Origin of the sequence: Halorussus amylolyticus (assembly GCF_004143485.2) — an archaeon.
Lineage (GTDB): Archaea > Halobacteriota > Halobacteria > Halobacteriales > Haladaptataceae > Halorussus > Halorussus amylolyticus.
The window spans coordinates 126,964-144,002 of record NZ_ML974136.1; the positions used below are offsets into that span (position 1 = coordinate 126,964).

Here is a 17,039-nt window from a genome sequence, read left to right on the forward strand (position 1 = left end):
TGATTGCTGAAGAGTACTAAAGCTAGTAGGAATGGACCATCGCAATCCCCGGGAGGAAAGGAATCTAAAGGTGGACCTCCTGGAAAGATTGCTAGGTGGAAATTATATTATCCCTGATGATATCGAAGTGATGGAGATCTCGGAGGACTGGTTCAGTTACAAGGAAACGGACACGGCTAAGGAATTAGTAGACGAACTCGTATCCAATCCGGACTGTCCACTCGAGTACTCCCCCGGTCCTGTTACTGAAGTATGGCTGTTAGACCAGGAAGATACTGAAGACTTTATCAAAGAACTACGTGACATCCCTTGGTACGAACTGTAGGAGCTGTGATTCGTCGAGAAACACAGTCTGGCATAGAGTGATAAATTACAGGAAATATCCGACTACGCCCGACGCAACTGCTCCAAGGATAAAACTACAAACCCCGACTAAAATGCTTGTCCGCTGGCGTCTCCGGGCTTCAGAACGCCAATCCTTCGCCGCCTCATCCATCTTACCCAGCTCATCTTCGAGAACCCTTATCTGCTCCTGAAGATCAGAACTTGAATCCGCTGTCGAAGAGTCTGATTGTTCCCTATCTGTATCATGAACAAGCTCCCAAGAAATACTGCCTTCGACTGACTGAAGATACCCCCTAGCTGCCTCCATACTTGTTAACTGAATACTATCTCTTCCACCAACACTTTCCAAAGGAGAATTAGGCTGTTTGAGTAGCTCTTCGATGGATTTTTCAACAATCTTTCGCTGGCGGCTTGGAAACCAGGAGGTTACTGTTCGTTTCTGTTTCTTGTGTGCACCGACTACCCCCTGCTGTATCATCTTCCGGATTAGCCGCTGTTTTATCTCTTCGCTGTCCATTCAGCTTCTCTTAATTCTGAAATGCTGTAAAAGTTGAGTTATGGTTCGGATGTCCTGTAGTACCCACAGTGGCAATTATATCGATAAGAACCGCATTGGACACCGTCCATCACCTGTCATTCTAAATACTAGAAAATACCTGAAATTGCCTCTCTCCTAGTTCTCTGACGGCGAGCGTGCGTGACGCCGGAGAATGTCGCAGATTCCAGAAAAGCCACGAAGGCATTGAAACGGATAAGATAAGGGGGGCCTCGCTTCGCTCGACCCCATCGCAGAAGTCGAAAAGACAAGACGGCAGTGCGCTCGCTCGAAAGTCCGCCGAAAATTCACGAAACTCCCGAGTTTGTCAAACGTTACCACGTCTCTCCAATCATTTATCCGTGCGTCGTTCCTATACTGATTGTGAGCGAAGAATCCGGGCGTCGGAACCTCCGAATGCCCAACAAAGACGAGATGTTCGCGGTCGTCACCGAACACAACGGTGGCAACCACGTTCGCGTCCGCTGTGAGGACGGCAAGAACCGAATGGGTCGCATTCCCGGCCGGATGAAGTACCGGACGTGGATTAACGAGGGCGACGTGGTCCTCGTGGAACCGTGGGACTGGCAAGACGAGAAGGCCAACATCGAGTGGCGTTACAAGGGCCAGGACGCCGACCAGCTTCGGCGCGAAGGCCACATCGACTGAAAATCGAATTTTCCGGCTGTCTCGACCCGCCGAGCCGAAGCTCTCGCCAAAATTCCATCTCACAGCCCGCCGTTCAGGTTCGGTCTGACACCGCACAGCCGACGCCTACGCCGCCGAACACGGCGCATAACAAAGTCCGAACCCGCCAAAGAAGTGTACGCGCCCGGCGGTCGGGCGCAGAGCGTGCAACTGCGCGGCGGAATCCGGCGGTGCCGGAGGCGCTGGTGGCGGGCTGGCCTCCCGTCAACGTGTCACCAATCCTCCCACGAAAGTTCTCGTCCCGGGTCGCCGTAGCGTTTCACTACCTTTCCTTTCGACGCCGTCACCCGAAGTCGCCGAGTCCCGTCTGGACGTCCTCTTCGGCCGGGACTTCCTCGATGACCGCGGGCGAGTCGTTACCGGGGTCGTTGACCGCCGACGAGACCGGGTAGGCGCGCATCTCAGCGGCGGGGTAGGGGTCGAGCAGGTCGGAGTCGCCGCCTTCGAGCCACCGCTGTTCCTCGCCGGGCGACAGCATCACGGGCATCCGGTGGTGGACTCGCTCGACCACCGCGTTGGGTTCGGTGGTGACGACGGTGAACGTCGCGCCGTTTCGGTTTCCGGTGTTCGGGTCCTCCGCGCCCTCCGTGCCGGGTTCCCAGAGGCCCGCGAACGCGAACGGCTCGCGGTCTTCGCGCTCGATTCGGTAGGGCTGTTTTCCGGTCGGCGTCTGCTTCCAGTCGTAGAAGCCGTCGGCGAGGACGAGACACCGGCGCTCGGCGAACGCCTCCCGAAAGCTCGGCTTCTCGGCGAGCGTCTCGGCGCGGGCGTTGATGTGGCCCGACCCGCCCGACCCGTCGCTCCATCGGGGCACGAGGCCCCACGTCGGGAACCGAATCTCGTCTGGCGCGTCGTTTCGGACGACGGGGTGTTCCTGCCCTGGAGAGACGTTGTACCGGGGTTCGAGCGGTCGAACGGGGTCGGCGTCGAAGCGTTCGCGGACGACTTCGGCCGACGCGAAGAGCGAGGTTCTGCCGCACATAGTTGTGAGAACGGTGTCTATCGTGAGAACTGTTCGGTTTCGTGTGACCGCCCTTCTGTCGGCGCGACGTCGCTCACGCGCCCGCTCTGCTGGATGATGTCGAAGGCGGTCATCAGGTCGGTCCGGGAGATGAGACCCGCGAGTTCGCCGTCGGCGTCGATGACGAGCAGGCGACCGATGCCGTGTTGCTGAATCTGCTCGAACGCGGTCATCGCGTCGTCGGAGGCCGGAATCGTCTTCAACTCCTTCGACATCACGTCCTCGACCCGGTAGGCGTCGCGTTCGACTTCGGGAACGTCGCGGGCGTCTTCGAGCGTGACCATCCCGACGAGTTCGCCGTTTTTCACCACCGGAAAGCCGGTGTGGCGCTCGCGGAACATGGCTTCGAGCAGGTCGGCGACCGAGGTTTCGGGCGTCACCACGTCGAGTTCGTCGCCCCCGGTCATGATGTCGCGGACTCGGACGTTCCGAAACGCGGTGTTCATCACGGTCTGTTGGGCCTCGCTGGTCGCGCCGATGTAGATGAAGAAAGCGATGCCGATGAGGATGATGTTGAACTGGAAGATGCCCAGCAGGCCGAGCAGGACCGCGAACATCTTCCCCACTTCGGCCGCGATTCGGGTCGCGTCGGCGAACGGCCGATTCCGGGCAAGGAGCGCGCGAAGCACGCGCCCGCCGTCCATCGGGAACCCCGGTAGGAGATTGAACGCCGCGAGGATGAGGTTCATGAGCGCGAGGTAGCTCACCACGAACCGAACCGTCGGGAGACTCGCCGGAATCACGAACAGCGCGGCGTACGACAGCACCCCGAGCGCGATACTGACGGCGGGACCCGCGATGGCGATGGTGAACTCCTCGCGCCAGTCCTCGGGCTGGTCGGAGAGTTGGGCGATGCCGCCGAAAATCCAGAGCGTGATGGAGTCGATGGGGAAGCCGTAGCGCATCGCCACGAGCGAGTGACCGAGTTCGTGGAGGACGACGCCCGCGAACAGACCGACCGCGGCGATAGTGCCGAGTATCCAAGGCGTCGTGCCGACGGTCAGCACGTCAGCGTCGAGATTCACGCCCCAGAGCAGATTCAGATTATCGACCCAGAGACCCACCTGCGAGCCGATAACCCACGCGAACACCGGTAGGATAAGCAGGAACGTGAGGTCGAGTTTGATGGGGATGCCGAACATCCGCCCGACGGTGAAACTCCTCATATCTGTGTGTTACCGTGCCATACCCTTAACACTGATTGGTGGTCCCTCTCGTCTCTCGAATCTGACACGGGAATCACAATTTTTCGCACAGTTCCGGGCTACGGTTTCACTGTTCGACCGCCAACCCAAGTATTCAAGAGGCCCCCGGAGACACAGACGTACAACGTGGCAGACACCGAGTACAGCAGACGGACGGCGGTCACCGGTCTCTCCGTGTCGCCGACGGACGCCACACGACTCCGCGAGTTGGTCGAAGAGTGGAAACGCGGCTGTCAGCTCGCGGTCAACGAGGCGTGGGGTGTCTGTCACACGCGGAGTGAGGTCCAACAGCTCACCTACGACTTACTCCGTGAACGCACCGACCTCGGGAGCCAGCACGCCGTGCTGGCGACCCATCGCGCGGCCGAGGCCATCAAGCGCGCTGGCGAGTCGGGAACCAAGCCCGAGTTCACCAGCCCCACGGTCGCGTTCGACACCCGGACGATGACGGTGTTCGACGACCGGACGGTCAGCCTCACGACGACCGACGAGCGGGTCCGATGCGACCTCGAACTCCCGCCCGACGGCGGCTATCAGTCCAGATTCCTCGACGACGAGACGTGGGAACCGGCCAAGAGCGCGCTCCACTACCGCGACGGCGAGTTCGTCTTTCATCTCGGCTTTCGGACGCCGACGCCGGGCGTCGAACCCCCGACGGAGGGCGCGACCGTCCTCGGCGTGGACTTGGGCGTCGAGAACCTCGCGGTCACCAGCACGGCGCGCTTCTTCCCCGCGGGCGAACTCACCCACCGCCGCGAGGAGTTCGAAGCGGTGCGCGCGTCACTTGACGCCACCGGCACCCGAAGCGCGGACCGAACCCTCCGACAGGCGGGCTACCGCCTCGACCAGTTCGTGAATCATCGCCTCCACGAGGTCGCCACCGGCATCGTCTCGGAGGCCGACCGCTACGACTGCGCGCTCGTCGCGTTCGGCGAACTGAGCGAGGTCCGCGACCTGCTCCCCGACGCGAGTTCGTACCACGAGTGGCTCTTCTCGCGCCTGCTCTCGCTCGTGGAGTACCGCGCCGCCGAACGGGACATCGCGGTCGTGGAGGTCAACCCCGAGTACACCAGCCAGCGGTGCATGGAGTGCGGGTTCACTCACCCGCAGAACCGGGACCTCGATGCGGGTCAGTTCGAGTGCCTGAAGTGCGGGGCGTCGGCCAACGACGACTACAACGCAGCGAAGAACATCGCGTTCCGGTGCGTGCGGCGCGGCCCGCTGTCGTCTCGTGGCCTGGGCGCGGCGGCCTGCGCGCTCCAGTCGGGCGTGGTCACGCCCGACGACGGATTCACGCCGTACGCCGAACTCTCGGAAGCGCCGCGGTCGGACTGACTGGAGTGTCACGAAAGGACGGAGAGATCTTCCGTCTCGCGGATTAAATTTTTGGTATCTCGGTCGGAAGTAGCCTCCGTGACTGTCGTTCTAATCGGTGACGCCGAGTTGCGCGAGTTCGACCTGATAGCTGACGCTGTCGAGAGCCGAGGCGGTGAGGCGGTCTCTCTAGACGTCCGGGAGTGGCCCGGCGAGACGCCGCTGACCGTGCGGGCAGGGGCCGACGGGACCGTCCTCGGGACAGACCTGTGCTACGAGGCCGTCACCGGCGTCTACGTCGACTCGTACAACCTATTTCGGCCGTACGAACCGCGATTCCGGGAGCGACTCGACGACAACTTGTTGCCCGCTCTGAGTCAGCTCCGGGAACATCGCGGTGCGATAGAGGCTGTCGCGCGCATCTTCGACCATCATGGCGCGGTCGTGATTCCACGGCTCGTGAACCAGCGTTGGCAGGACCGCAAGCCGTGGCAACTTCACTTGTTCGACCGGGCGGACCTCCCGGTCCCCGACACCGTGTTCACCAACTCCCCCGACGAGGTTCGTGCGTTCCTCGACGCTCACGACCGCGTGGTCTACAAGCCCGTCACTCGCGGGGGCACGCCGCGAGTGACGACCGACGATGATCTGGCCGACGAGGCGCTCGACCGACTCTCTACGGCCCCCGTCCAGTTCCAAGAGTACGTCGAAGGCGTCGATTTGCGGGTGTACGTCCTCGACGGTACCGTTGTCGGTGCCGCCCGCTACGAGAGCGACCACTTCTCGTTCAAGCTCGACGTTCGGGATGGCGATCCGGTCGATGCCTATCCGGCCGACATCGATTCGGCCATCGAGGAGACAGTGACGACGGCGGCCGACCTCGCCGACCTTCGGTTCACGGCAGCCGACGTTCGCCGCCGCTCCGACGGATCTCATTCGCTTATCGAACTCAACGAGGCTCCGCGATTCGCGGTCCCTGACGTAAAGGCCGACCAAGACGTAGCAGGTGCGATAGCGGCCCACCTCCTCGGGGCGTAGGTTTGGGACCGCGACCCGGACCGGACGGTCCGCGTGTAACCGCATTCCCTTCGTTATCTCCGAGCGATACCTGATGGGTCGAGTAAAAATTCTGCTGTTCGAATTACCCGCCGAACCACGTAATCGGCGTCGGCGGCGCTTCGTCGGCTTTTCTGTCGGTCTGCTCTACGTCGCTCTCGTTGAGGTCTTCGACAAAGTGTTCCATGCTATCTGACCACAAATAAATTCATATCGTGATTACCTAAATATTTTTCTAAAGAAATTGAACTACTCGCCTGTTCGCTCAGTCGGATCGCGGCACATCTTTTTGTTACGGCTCTCCGTACCCTCGCACATGAGCCAGCAGGCCAAGCCGCTGATTCGCCGGAGCGACGATATCGAGTACGACGACGTGGGTGCCGCCGAGGGCATGCGAAAGGGCGTCCTCGTCAGCGAAGACCACGGCGCGCCCAACTTCGCCATCCGTCGGTTCGAACTCGACGCCGGGGCGTCGGTGCCCGAACACACCAACGAGGTCGAACACGAGCAGTACGTCCTCGCGGGCGAGTACGTCGTGGGAATCGACGACGAGGAGTACACCGTCTCGGAGGGCGATTCCCTCCTCATCCCCGCGGGCGTCGTCCACTGGTACCGAAACGAGGGCGACGAACCGGGAGCCTTCCTCTGTGCGGTGCCGAACGGCGACGACGAAATCGAACTGGTGGAGTAGTTACTCGTACTCCGGGAGGGAGACGAGCGCCGCGATGTCGGCCGAAATCCACGCGTCGGGCGCGGTTCGGTCCTGCATTCGAACCGTCGGCCGTCCCTCGTCGGTTTCCTCGATTTCAAGCATCACTTGCTCGTCGAACCGTCCGGGTAACTGCTCGTTCTGTCTCCCCCTCATAATTGTTCGGTGTCCACGCACTCGCCGGTAGCCACGACACCGGCTTTGTTATTTGCCGATTGCCGAACGGTATTCCAGCAATACCGATGCAGGCCGTCGGTTATTCCGAACTTACCTCCGGGTATCGGCGCGTTTCCGGGTTCGGCGGACGACTCGCATCGAGCGTTCCGAACCGCTCAAATACCGCGAGCCACTATCGGCGGACGTGTCGAAGCAGGTCCCACAGGTGGACACGCTGTTCCTCCACGAGCAGTCCGGCGACCACCACGCGGTCGTCAACCGGGAGGGGTCGCGCGTGTTCCGCGCGAAACTCGAACTCAAGGAGACGAACGCCGGTCCCCGCCCCGCGCGGTTCCGGGTGAAGCGCGGGTCGAGCGAGGAGCCGCGAAGCCCCGAGCAGTTCGTGGAAATCGCCCGGCGAGCCGACCGCATCCGCATCTCTCAGCAGACCTCCGAGGCCGGACGCACCGAGCTACGCGAGATGCTGGACGGCTATCAGCTCGGTGCAAAGGTCGTCCGGACGTGCCGACTCTGTGCGTCGGCGGGCCACTACTCGCCCATCACGTCCGAGACCGCCATCGACTCGGGCGAGGAGTTCATCTGCCCCGACTGCGCGAAAGAGGAACTCGAACGTGAACTCTCGTTCCGGGGCGACTTGACCGGGCAAGCCCAAGACCGCTTGGAGGACCTCCTGCTCAAAGTGCAGGATTTAGAACGCATCAAGAATCTGTTGAAGGGGCAACTCGACCCCGACCTCACGAAGTTCGACGAGATTAGCGCGAACGTCGAGGACGTGGACACGGTCCCCGTCGATTCGCTCGGACTCCACCCCGGCATCCAGAACCTCCTCGAAAATCGGTTCGAGGAACTCCTCCCAGTCCAGAGCCTCGCGGTCCAGAACGGGCTTCTCGACGGCGACGACCAACTGGTCGTGAGCGCCACCGCGACCGGGAAGACGCTCGTCGGCGAGATGACCGGCATCGACCGCGTGCTGAACGGCAAGGGGAAGATGCTGTTTCTGGTGCCGCTGGTCGCGCTCGCGAACCAGAAGCACGAGGACTTCGAAGACGAGTACGGCGATTTGGTGGACGTGACAATCCGGGTCGGCGCGAGCAGGGTTCGGGACGACGGCCACGCCTTCGACCCGAGCGCAGACGTGATAGTCGGGACGTACGAGGGAATCGACCACTCGCTCAGAACGGGCCGGGACTTGGGCGACATCGGAACGGTCGTCATCGACGAGGTTCACACCCTCAAAGAGCAAGAGCGGGGCCACCGCCTCGACGGTCTCATCGCCCGCCTCAAGCACTACTGCGAGACGCGAGCGAACGAGCGCGAGAGCTACGGCGGGGCGCAGTACGTCTACCTCTCGGCGACCGTGGGCAATCCCTCCAGTCTCGCGAAATCCTTGGAAGCCAACCTCGTGGAGTTCGAGGAGCGCCCCGTCCCCCTAGAGCGCCACGTCACGTTCGCCGACGGACAGGAGAAGCCGGACATCGAGAACAAACTCGTTCGGCGCGAGTTCGACACCAAATCCTCGGCTGGCTACCGGGGCCAGACCATCATCTTCACCAACTCCCGGCGGCGGTGTCACGAGATTTCGCGCCAACTGGAGTACAACTCCGCGCCGTACCACGCCGGACTCGACTACGGCCGCCGGAAGAAGGTCGAGCGGATGTTCGCGAATCAGGACCTCGCGGCGGTCGTCACGACCGCCGCGCTCGCGGCCGGGGTGGACTTTCCTGCATCGCAAGTCATCTTCGACACGCTCGCGATGGGCATCGAGTGGCTCTCGGTTCAGGAGTTCCACCAGATGCTCGGGCGGGCGGGGCGTCCGGACTACCACGACCGCGGGAAGGTGTACGTCCTCGTCGAACCCGACTGCTCGTACCACAACAGCATGGAGATGACCGAGGACGAGGTCGCGTTCAAACTCCTCAAGGGCGAGATGGAGAACGTCGAAACGCTGTACGACGAGAGCGCCGCGGTCGAGGAGACGCTCGCAAACATCACGGTCGCGGGCACGGCGACCAAGCGACTCAACGACCGAATGATTGGCGAAGTCCCCACCAAACACGCGCTCGGCAAACTGCTGGAGTTCGGCTTCATCGAGGGCCTCTCGCCGACCGACCTCGGTCGGGTCGTCACGACCCACTTCCTCGCGCCCGACCAGGCGTTCAAGATACTCGACGGAGTCCGAAAAGACCGCGACCCGTTCGACATCGTCGCGGAACTCGAACTCCACGGCGAGGACGACTGAGAGGAGGACGGGACCGGAACGCGAAAACGAGGTCGTCGGCGCTCGTCGCTCAATCCACCAGTGCGAGCAGGCCGATACCGGCAACGACAATACAAAAGCCGAAAAAGATTGTTCCGATGCTTTTCAGCAGTCCCGACTCCACAACGTGAGAAATCGCGGACTCGCTGAGGATGAATGCTGCCGTCGAGACGAACGGAAGCAAAACTTTCGCTCGGAGCGGGTGATTCCACGCCTCGAAGTCGGTGGCGAACACCTTGTTCCGTCTGCTCACCCGAAGCGGTAGCGTCTGTGACAGTTAAATAGATGTCGCTCTGAAAATTAGAACTATATGACTTATCTACAGAGTTTTAATACGGCCCAGTATCAAACTCCGGATTGATGGCGACAGCAGACGGCAACGATTCGCGTTGCGGTTCGTCCCTCGCGTGCGAACTGCACCACGACCTCGACGGCGACCGTCCGATTAGCGCCACGATAATCGACGCCGTCGCCGCCGCGGAGGGCGTCGACCCGACCGATTGCACCGTCGAACTGTACGAGGTCATCGACCTCGAAGCGTTCGACGTTCTCTTCGAGCGCCGGTCGCTCGACGACCACTGGCGGTTCGAGTTCACTGTGAGCGAGTATCGCGTCGTAATCGACGGCCGTGGTCGAGTTGCGGTGCACGACCGCGAGTAGCCCGCTTCTCTCCGTTTTTCGCGCTCGTCGAACCGTCGCAAGCCGCGTCTCGGACGCGGTTGCCCTCCCGGCGGTCCACACCATTTTTGACCTCCCATCGAGTTGTAATCCGTGTGGTACTCTCGGAACTGTCGATGGGAATCGTCGTGGTCTTCCTCGTCGTCTTGGTCGCGCTCGCGCTGTTCGCGACCGAACCCGTCCCCATCGACATCACGGCTATCGGCATCATGGTCGCGCTGATGGTGTTGGAGCCGTGGACGCGAGTGTCGCCCGCCGAGGGGGTCTCGGGATTCGCCAGCACCGCGACCATAACGGTGCTGGCGATGTTCGTCCTGAGCTACGGCGTCCAGCGCACCGGCGCGGTCCAGATTCTCGGCCGGAAAATCGGGGCGTTCACCCGCGACAGCGAGACCCGCCAACTCGGCGCGACCATCGGCGTCGTCGGGTCGATTTCGGGCTTCATCAACAACACCGCCGCGGTCGCCATCCTGATGCCGATGGTGACCGACCTCGCGCACAAGGGGAACACCTCGCCGTCGAAACTCCTGCTCCCGCTGTCGTACGCCTCGATGTTCGGCGGCACGCTCACCCTCATCGGCACCTCGACCAACATCCTCGCGAGCGACCTGTCGGCCCGTCTCGCCGGAGAGTACCCCGAACTCCACGCGTTCTCGATGTTCGAGTTCACCGCGCTCGGCCTCCTCGTCTCGGTCGTGGGAACGGTGTACCTCATGACTGTCGGGCGGTGGCTCACCCCCGAACGAATCCCGGTCAAAGCAGACCTGACCGAGGAGTTCGAACTCGAAGAGTACCTGACCGAGGTGGTCGTCCAGGACGACTCGCCGCTGGTCGGTCGAACCGTCGCCGAGGCCATCTCCGCGACAGACTTCGACGTGGACCTCGTCCAACTCATCCGCGGCGGCCAGACGTTCGTGGGGCCGCTCGGGTCGAAGCAGATTCGAGCGGGCGACATCTTCGCGCTTCGGACCGACCGCGACACGCTCGTGGAACTCATCGACGCCGAAGGTCTCGACCTCCTGCCCGAAGTCGCCGTGACCGACGACGAACTCGAAGGCGGTGGCGAGGACGCCGAACGAAGCCTCGTGGAAGTCGTCATCGCGCCGCGGTCGTCGCTGGTAAACAAGACGCTCGCCTCGGCGAACTTCCGCGACCGATACGACGCCACGGTGTTGGCGCTTCGGCGCGGCCCGGAGTACATCCGCAAGCGCATGGACCACACCAAACTCCAGGTCGGCGACACGCTACTCGTGCAGGCGACCCCCGAAAGTATCTCCCGACTCAACGTCAATCGGGACTTCATCGTGGCTCAGGAGATAGAGCGCCCCGACTACCGCGAGTCGAAGATTCCGCTCGCGGTCGGCATCGTCGCGGCGGTCGTCACGGTGGCCGCGCTCGGCGTGCTTCCCATCATGGTGTCGGCGCTCGCGGGAGCCGTCGTGATGGTCGTGACTGGCGTCCTGGAACCGCCGGAGGTGTACGACGCGGTCGAGTGGGACGTCATCTTCCTGCTCGCGGGCGTCATCCCGCTCGGCATCGCACTCGAAAAGACCGGCGGTGCCGACCTCCTCGCGGACCTCGTGGTCGCGTCGGCGGACCTCATGCCCCCGATTGCGGTGCTGGGACTGTTCTACGTCGTGACCGCGGCTCTCACGAACATCATCAGCAACAACGCCAGCGTGGTGCTGATGATTCCGGTCGCCGCGGAGACCGCGGCCCAACTCGGCGCGAACGCCTTCGCGTTCGTCCTTGCGGTCACGTTCGCGGCCTCGACCGCGTTCATGACGCCCGTGGGCTACCAGACGAATCTGTTCGTCTACGGTCCCGGCGGCTATCGGTTCACCGACTACATGCGCGTCGGCGGGCCGCTCCAGTTGGTGTTCGCGGTCGTGACGACCGCCGGGATTGCGGCGATTTGGAGCGTGTGAGTGCTTTTGGGCGCGTGAGCGCTCTCGCGGCCGTGGTCGGGCGTCCGCGACAAACGAAACTCTTTACAGGCTCTCGCGCGCTATTGAGAGATGCGGGACCGTGGGGTAGCTTGGTATCCTTTCGGCCTTGGGTGCCGATAACCCCGGTTCGAATCCGGGCGGTCCCATCCGACGTTTCTACACTTGGAAACCGACTTCGGGAGATTCGTCCCCCGAAACACGGCTACGCCACGTTCACTTCCGGTTCGCTTTACGAACCTTCTTACCGGATGAAGGACTAACACTGGCTGAATGGCTCGCGCGGAGAACACGGAGCTAGTCGACAATTTCGAGCAGTTCTACCGGCGGTACTACAGCGACGAAATCGGGGACCTCGCCTCGAAGTACCCCGGCGAGAAGCGGTCGCTCTACGTCGATTGGTCCGACCTCTACCGGTACGACGCCGACCTCGCTGACGACTACCTCTCTCAGCCCGAACAGCTACAGGAGTACGCCGAGGAGGCGCTGCGACTCTACGACCTTCCGGTGGACGTGAGCCTCGGACAGGCACACGTCAGAGTCCAGAACCTCCCCGAGACGACCGACATCCGGGCCATCCGCGCCCGGCACGTCAACAAGCTGGTCAGCGCGCAGGGCATCGTCCGGAAGGCGACCGACGTTCGACCCAAGATTCGGGAGGCCGCCTTCGAATGCCAGCGGTGTGGCACCCTCACCTACATCCCGCAGTCCAGCGGCGACTTTCAGGAGCCTCACGAGTGTCAGGGCTGTGAACGGCAGGGACCGTTCCGGATAAACTTCGACCAGTCGGAGTTCATCGACTCCCAGAAGCTCCGAGTGCAGGAGAGTCCCGAGGGGCTTCGCGGCGGCGAGACGCCCCAGAGCCTCGACGTTCACATCGAGGACGACATCACGGGCGACGTGACCCCCGGCGACCACGTGATGGTCACGGGCGTCCTCCACCTCGAACAGCAGGGAAGCGGACAGGAGAAATCCGCGGTCTTCGACGTGTACATGGAGGGCGTCTCGGTGACCATCGAGGACGAGGAGTTCGAGGAGATGGACATCACCGACGAGGACAAGAAGCAAATCGTGGAACTCTCGAACGAGGGCGACCTCTACGAGAAGATGGTCGATTCGATGGCTCCCGCTATCTACGGCTACCGCGAGGAGAAACTCGCGATGATTCTCCAACTGTTCTCTGGCGTGACGAAACACCTCCCCGACAAGTCCCGGATTCGGGGCGACCTCCACATGCTGTTGATAGGGGACCCCGGAACTGGGAAGTCCCAGATGATTTCGTACGTCCAGAACATCGCGCCGCGCTCTGTGTACACCTCCGGGAAGGGCTCATCGAGTGCCGGCCTTACTGCGGCTGCTGTTAGAGACGACTTCGGCGACGGCCAGCAGTGGACGCTCGAAGCGGGCGCGCTCGTCCTCGCGGACCGCGGAATCGCGGCGGTGGACGAACTCGACAAGATGGCTCCGGAGGACCGGAGCGCGATGCACGAGGGCCTCGAACAGCAGAAAATCTCGATTTCGAAGGCGGGCATCAACGCCACGCTCAAGGCTCGGTGTTCGCTGCTCGGAGCCGCGAACCCCAAGTACGGCCGATTCGACCAGTACGAACCTATCGGCGAGCAAATCGACCTCGAACCCGCGCTCATCTCGCGGTTCGACCTCATCTTCACGGTCACCGACCAGCCAGACGAGGAACACGACGCGAAATTGGCCGAACACATCCTCCAGACCAACTACGCGGGCGAACTCAACACTCAGCGCACGGAGATGAGCGCGCCCAACATCTCTCAGGAGGAGGTCGAGAGTCAGACCGAGGAGGTCGCGCCCGCCATCGACGCGGACCTGCTTCGGAAGTACATCGCGTACGCGAAACGCAACTGCTTCCCGATGATGACCGACGAGGCGATGGCCACCATTCGGGACTTCTACGTCGACCTCCGGTCGAAAGGTCTCGACGAGGACGCGCCCGTCCCGGTCACCGCCCGACAGCTCGAAGCGCTCGTCCGACTCGCGGAAGCGAGCGCTCGCGTTCGACTTTCAGATAGCGTCGAGGTCACGGACGCCGAGCGCGCGGTCGATATCACGCGGTCGTGTCTGCAGGACATCGGAATCGACCCCGAGACGGGGCAGTTCGACGCTGACGTGGTGGAGACGGGAACCTCCAAAACCCAGCGCGACCGCATCAAGAACATCAAACAGCTCATCGCGGACATCGAAGAGGAGTACGACGAGGGCGCGCCCATGGACGTGGTGCTTGAACGCGCTGAAGAGATTGGGATGGACCACGCGAAGGCCGAACACGAGATAGACAAACTGAAACAGAAGGGCGAGGTGTACGAACCCTCGACCGACCACTTGCGAACGACGTAGATGGACCGAATCTCCGCCCTCCGGAACATCGAGGACGCGCTCGCGGACTTCGAATCGGGCGATACCGACCTCGAAGCCACCGAGAAGCGCGTCGTGACCGTCTTGCGAACCTTCGCCACCGAGTTCGAAGACGGCGACCTCGCGGCCTACCGAGCGTCCGGTGGGGCGCGAGCGGACGGACTCGTGGTCGTCGCGGAGTCGGCGGCACAAGCGCGCCAGCGGATCAGCGACCTCCTCGACGAGAACGCGGGCAATTCCCCGGACGCCCGTGGCTCGGACGAATCAGAGACCGCTGACGAAACCACGTTCGATATCGAGAAGATCACCTAAATTGTCACCGAACACGGGGGTCTATAGGGGAAAATAAATAAACTAGGTGTTCGAATAAGCAAGCAACGTTCGTGTCTGCCGCGGTCGGAGGCGACACGGGTCATTACCACGAACCACCGATGCAAACGAAGGGACACAACGGAAACGGGTCGCCACTGGACGCGGTCGAACGCGGAGCCAGCGTCCTAGTTCTCGCCCCGTCGTTGCACGAGCCGACGGACGAAGCGTGTCTCGACCTTCTCACACTCGACCGTCCGTCCGAGGAGAACGTCCTCTGGGTCACGTACACGCGGTCGCCCGATTCCTGCATTCAGGACTGGCTCGCACACGCGGGCGAACAACCCCGTAACATGCGGTTCGTGAGCGTCGGTGAAACCACGCGGTCTGCGTCCGCGATGTCGGGCGTGACGGGGAACGGTCGCGGCGAAGTCGTGGACACTCTCTCGAACCCCGGTGACCTGACGGGTCTCGGGATCAAACTCAGCGAGGTCCTCAAGGAGTGGAGCCGAAACGACGCCCCGACGGTCGCCTGTTTCAATTCGCTGACCGCGCTCCTCCAGTACGCCGACCTCCAGACCGTCTACAAGTTCCTCCACGTCCTGACCGGCCGCTTCGCGGCCGCGGACGTGACCGCCCACTTCCACCTCGACCCGGACGCCTGCGACACGCAAACGGTCAGCACCCTGACCTCGCTGTTCGACACGGTGTTCGAACTCGACGAGGACGACGAGTGGGTCGTTCGGACGCGATAAATTACTTTTAAATCCTCACGAAACGAACGTCGGGGCGTGTTGCTGGTCGTGACGTATTCGAAGGCCGCGCGCCAGACGCTCCGAAACGTCTGCAACGCCCACGACGACGCAGTCGTCCAGCGGTTCGGTCGCGCTGCTCTGTTCGACTCGACCCACCTCGGCGCGTTTCTCGCGCTCCGACTTCGCGCGAAACACGACGCCGACGTGCAGGTCGAGCGAACCGCGCCGTTCAACGAGTTCGCGGACGCCCCCGACGCGATTCGGGAGGCCGCGACCGCGTACGAGCGCCGCGAGCATTCGAGTACGCCCTACTCGAAGTTCGCCGCCGGGACCGACCACCCCGACCCCGGTGAGATGGCCGACCGCGAGCTATGAGGCTCCGAATCGGCGGTGAGGTGCGGACCGGTCGAGCGGTGGACCTCCGAGGCGTCGGCGTCGAACCGAGCGCGGTCGCGGCCGCGATTCGCGGCGACGGCTCCGACGCTTCCGTCTCGATTTCTTGTCCCTCGCCCGGACCGGTCCACGAGTACGTCGGCGTGATTCGCCCCGAAATGACGCTGTCGGTTCGGTCGGCGCTCGCGGCGGCCGCCCGGTCGCGGGGCCACGACGCGCCCCAAGACGACGAACTCGCATCGGTCCGCGAGCGTCTCGATGCATTCGACGCGCACGACTCGTCCGACCTCGCCCTCGCGGACGCGCGCCGTCGAGTCGCCGACGCCAGCGGCGCGGAGACCGAGGCTCGCGAGCGGGTCGCGACGCTTCAGGGTCGCGTGCAGGCGCTTCGCGAAACGAACCGCGATTCCGAGCGTCTCCGTGACGCCGAGGCGGAACTGGCCGACGCGACCCGCCGCCTCTCCGACCGCGAAACCGAGCGCATCGCGGCCGAGCAGACGCTCGTCCGCGCCCGCGAACAGGCCCGAGCAGTTCGCGAGGACCGCCGCGAACGCCTCCGACTTCGCGACCGGGCCGACAATCTCCGGCGAACCGCGCGCGAACATCTCGCCGGACTCGTGCGCGAGGAGTTCGAAGCGGCGCGCGAGCGCGCTCCGGGAGACGCCGATTCGGACGGAGAGGCCACCGATTCGGTCGCGTCGGCGCTCGCGGTCGCTCGAATCGCTGCCCTCGGTGCCCCGGTCGTCGTCGCGTGCGACCGCTTCGAGAGCGCGGAGGCGGCCGCCCGGTGGCTCGACGCGCCGGTCGTCCGCGCGTAGATTTATCACCGAAGCCGGGCCGAACCCCTGCCATGGTGTCGCTCGATTGGCGCGTCGAAGCCCGCGCCGGAGTCTCGCTCGTGGAACTGACCGTGACGAATCCGGCCGAAATCGCACGTCGAGTTCGAATCGCAAACCGTCTCGACGGGACGGTGTGGCCGCCGAGACGCGAGGGCGTGCCCGAGGCCGGGTGGGACGACGGCGGCTTCGAGGGCGTGCTCGCGCCCGGCGAGCGCCGGGCGCTCGGCTACGCGAGTCCCGCGCCCGCCCGCGAACCGCCCGCCGAAGTCGTCTGGACCGAGCGCGCCGGAGCGTCCGAGCGCCGCGATTCGACGGACGGGTCGGGCGTCGAAGCGACTCCCGATGGCGTGGTCCGCGCGCTCGGTGACGCCCGGCCGCCAGCGGACGCCGTGCCTCGGCCGCGG

The 17,039-nt window shown here is 63.2% G+C and carries 19 protein-coding genes and 1 tRNA gene; 15 read left to right on the forward strand and 5 right to left on the reverse strand.

The window, feature by feature from the left end:
* Positions 1-70: 70 nt before the first annotated feature.
* On the forward strand, positions 71-325 hold the full coding sequence (locus EKH81_RS13940) for a vWA domain-containing protein (protein WP_132059051.1): 255 nt from the start codon (positions 71-73) through the stop codon (positions 323-325).
* 45 nt (positions 326-370) lie between these two features.
* On the opposite strand, the gene EKH81_RS13945 is transcribed toward EKH81_RS13940, so the two are convergent.
* Positions 371-862 carry a hypothetical protein gene (locus EKH81_RS13945; protein WP_132059052.1) on the reverse strand — a complete coding sequence of 164 codons (492 nt, stop codon included), beginning with the start codon at positions 860-862 and terminating at the stop codon, positions 371-373.
* 402 nt (positions 863-1,264) lie between these two features.
* Between EKH81_RS13945 and eif1A the strand changes: the two genes are divergently transcribed.
* Positions 1,265-1,549: a translation initiation factor eIF-1A gene (eif1A, locus tag EKH81_RS13950; protein ID WP_132059053.1), complete on the forward strand. Its 285-nt coding sequence runs from the start codon at positions 1,265-1,267 to the stop codon at positions 1,547-1,549.
* Between the two features lie 322 nt (positions 1,550-1,871).
* Here eif1A and EKH81_RS13955 read toward each other — a convergent pair whose 3' ends face one another.
* Both EKH81_RS13955 and EKH81_RS13960 read right to left on the reverse strand, forming a co-directional pair.
* A complete protein-coding gene (locus EKH81_RS13955) occupies positions 1,872-2,570 on the reverse strand; it encodes an SOS response-associated peptidase (RefSeq protein WP_132059054.1) in 699 nt (232 codons plus the stop codon).
* A gap of 17 nt (positions 2,571-2,587) precedes the next feature.
* Positions 2,588-3,775 carry a CBS domain-containing protein gene (locus EKH81_RS13960; protein WP_132059055.1) on the reverse strand — a complete coding sequence of 396 codons (1,188 nt, stop codon included), beginning with the start codon at positions 3,773-3,775 and terminating at the stop codon, positions 2,588-2,590.
* Between the two features lie 165 nt (positions 3,776-3,940).
* Between EKH81_RS13960 and EKH81_RS13965 the strand changes: the two genes are divergently transcribed.
* The 3 genes from EKH81_RS13965 (at position 3,941) to EKH81_RS13975 (ending at position 6,875) form a co-directional block, all read left to right on the forward strand.
* Positions 3,941-5,149, forward strand: coding sequence for an RNA-guided endonuclease InsQ/TnpB family protein (locus EKH81_RS13965; RefSeq protein ID WP_132059056.1), 1,209 nt, complete (start codon positions 3,941-3,943; stop codon positions 5,147-5,149).
* A 78-nt stretch (positions 5,150-5,227) separates the two neighbouring features.
* The gene (locus EKH81_RS13970) at positions 5,228-6,166 is read left to right on the forward strand and encodes an ATP-grasp domain-containing protein (RefSeq protein WP_162224632.1); all 939 of its coding nucleotides are present in this window, start codon (positions 5,228-5,230) and stop codon (positions 6,164-6,166) included.
* A 334-nt stretch (positions 6,167-6,500) separates the two neighbouring features.
* Positions 6,501-6,875, forward strand: a complete 375-nt coding sequence (locus EKH81_RS13975) for a cupin domain-containing protein (RefSeq protein ID WP_132059058.1) — start codon at positions 6,501-6,503, stop codon at positions 6,873-6,875.
* Here EKH81_RS13975 and EKH81_RS19405 read toward each other — a convergent pair whose 3' ends face one another.
* Complete coding sequence (locus EKH81_RS19405) at positions 6,876-7,049, reverse strand: hypothetical protein (protein WP_202935150.1); 174 nt, start codon at positions 7,047-7,049, stop codon at positions 6,876-6,878. It lies immediately after the preceding gene.
* A 205-nt stretch (positions 7,050-7,254) separates the two neighbouring features.
* Here EKH81_RS19405 and EKH81_RS13980 point away from each other — a divergent pair, with 205 nt between their 5' ends.
* Complete coding sequence (locus EKH81_RS13980) at positions 7,255-9,309, forward strand: DEAD/DEAH box helicase (RefSeq protein WP_132059059.1); 2,055 nt, start codon at positions 7,255-7,257, stop codon at positions 9,307-9,309.
* A gap of 49 nt (positions 9,310-9,358) precedes the next feature.
* On the opposite strand, the gene EKH81_RS13985 is transcribed toward EKH81_RS13980, so the two are convergent.
* Positions 9,359-9,580 (reverse strand): hypothetical protein, encoded by a 222-nt coding sequence (locus EKH81_RS13985; protein WP_132059060.1) that lies wholly within the window; start codon positions 9,578-9,580, stop codon positions 9,359-9,361.
* Between the two features lie 107 nt (positions 9,581-9,687).
* On the opposite strand from EKH81_RS13985, the gene EKH81_RS13990 reads away from it, so the two are divergent.
* The 9 genes from EKH81_RS13990 to EKH81_RS14030 form a co-directional block, all read left to right on the forward strand.
* Entirely contained in the window at positions 9,688-9,987 is a 300-nt protein-coding gene (locus EKH81_RS13990; RefSeq protein ID WP_162224633.1) for a HalOD1 output domain-containing protein, read from the forward strand.
* 134 nt (positions 9,988-10,121) lie between these two features.
* Entirely contained in the window at positions 10,122-11,933 is a 1,812-nt protein-coding gene (locus EKH81_RS13995) for an SLC13 family permease (protein WP_368407715.1), read from the forward strand.
* A 94-nt stretch (positions 11,934-12,027) separates the two neighbouring features.
* A tRNA-Pro gene (locus EKH81_RS14000) sits at positions 12,028-12,100 on the forward strand.
* Between the two features lie 124 nt (positions 12,101-12,224).
* Positions 12,225-14,321 (forward strand): minichromosome maintenance protein MCM, encoded by a 2,097-nt coding sequence (locus EKH81_RS14005; protein ID WP_132059061.1) that lies wholly within the window; start codon positions 12,225-12,227, stop codon positions 14,319-14,321.
* Positions 14,322-14,651, forward strand: a complete 330-nt coding sequence (locus EKH81_RS14010; RefSeq protein WP_238392192.1) for a DUF7854 family protein — start codon at positions 14,322-14,324, stop codon at positions 14,649-14,651. It abuts the gene before it with no gap.
* A 119-nt stretch (positions 14,652-14,770) separates the two neighbouring features.
* Positions 14,771-15,403, forward strand: coding sequence for a DUF7504 family protein (locus EKH81_RS14015; RefSeq protein ID WP_238392193.1), 633 nt, complete (start codon positions 14,771-14,773; stop codon positions 15,401-15,403).
* 36 nt (positions 15,404-15,439) lie between these two features.
* Positions 15,440-15,778: a DUF7855 family protein gene (locus EKH81_RS14020; protein WP_132059062.1), complete on the forward strand. Its 339-nt coding sequence runs from the start codon at positions 15,440-15,442 to the stop codon at positions 15,776-15,778.
* A complete protein-coding gene (locus tag EKH81_RS14025) occupies positions 15,775-16,614 on the forward strand; it encodes a DUF7856 family protein (RefSeq protein WP_132059063.1) in 840 nt (279 codons plus the stop codon). The genes EKH81_RS14020 and EKH81_RS14025 overlap by 4 nt, the downstream gene beginning before the upstream one ends.
* A 32-nt stretch (positions 16,615-16,646) precedes the next feature.
* Positions 16,647-17,039, forward strand: a 393-nt coding sequence (locus EKH81_RS14030) for a DUF7857 domain-containing protein (RefSeq protein WP_449405108.1), incomplete at its 3' end; no start/stop codon positions are given.

Excerpts from the sequence above, each read along its gene's own strand:
- EKH81_RS14025 (WP_132059063.1), top strand. The coding sequence starts at position 15,775 with ATGAGGCTCCGAATCGGCGGTGAGGTGCGGACCGGTCGAGCGGTGGAC.
- EKH81_RS13955 (WP_132059054.1), bottom strand. The coding sequence starts at position 2,570 with ATGTGCGGCAGAACCTCGCTCTTCGCGTCGGCCGAAGTCGTCCGCGAA.
- EKH81_RS13945 (WP_132059052.1), bottom strand. The coding sequence starts at position 862 with ATGGACAGCGAAGAGATAAAACAGCGGCTAATCCGGAAGATGATACAG.
- EKH81_RS14005 (WP_132059061.1), top strand. The coding sequence starts at position 12,225 with ATGGCTCGCGCGGAGAACACGGAGCTAGTCGACAATTTCGAGCAGTTC.
- EKH81_RS14010 (WP_238392192.1), top strand. The coding sequence starts at position 14,322 with ATGGACCGAATCTCCGCCCTCCGGAACATCGAGGACGCGCTCGCGGAC.
- EKH81_RS14015 (WP_238392193.1), top strand. The coding sequence starts at position 14,771 with ATGCAAACGAAGGGACACAACGGAAACGGGTCGCCACTGGACGCGGTC.
- EKH81_RS13995 (WP_368407715.1), top strand. The coding sequence starts at position 10,122 with ATGGGAATCGTCGTGGTCTTCCTCGTCGTCTTGGTCGCGCTCGCGCTG.
- EKH81_RS19405 (WP_202935150.1), bottom strand. The coding sequence starts at position 7,049 with ATGAGGGGGAGACAGAACGAGCAGTTACCCGGACGGTTCGACGAGCAA.
- EKH81_RS13975 (WP_132059058.1), top strand. The coding sequence starts at position 6,501 with ATGAGCCAGCAGGCCAAGCCGCTGATTCGCCGGAGCGACGATATCGAG.
- EKH81_RS13960 (WP_132059055.1), bottom strand. The coding sequence starts at position 3,775 with ATGAGGAGTTTCACCGTCGGGCGGATGTTCGGCATCCCCATCAAACTC.
- EKH81_RS13990 (WP_162224633.1), top strand. The coding sequence starts at position 9,688 with ATGGCGACAGCAGACGGCAACGATTCGCGTTGCGGTTCGTCCCTCGCG.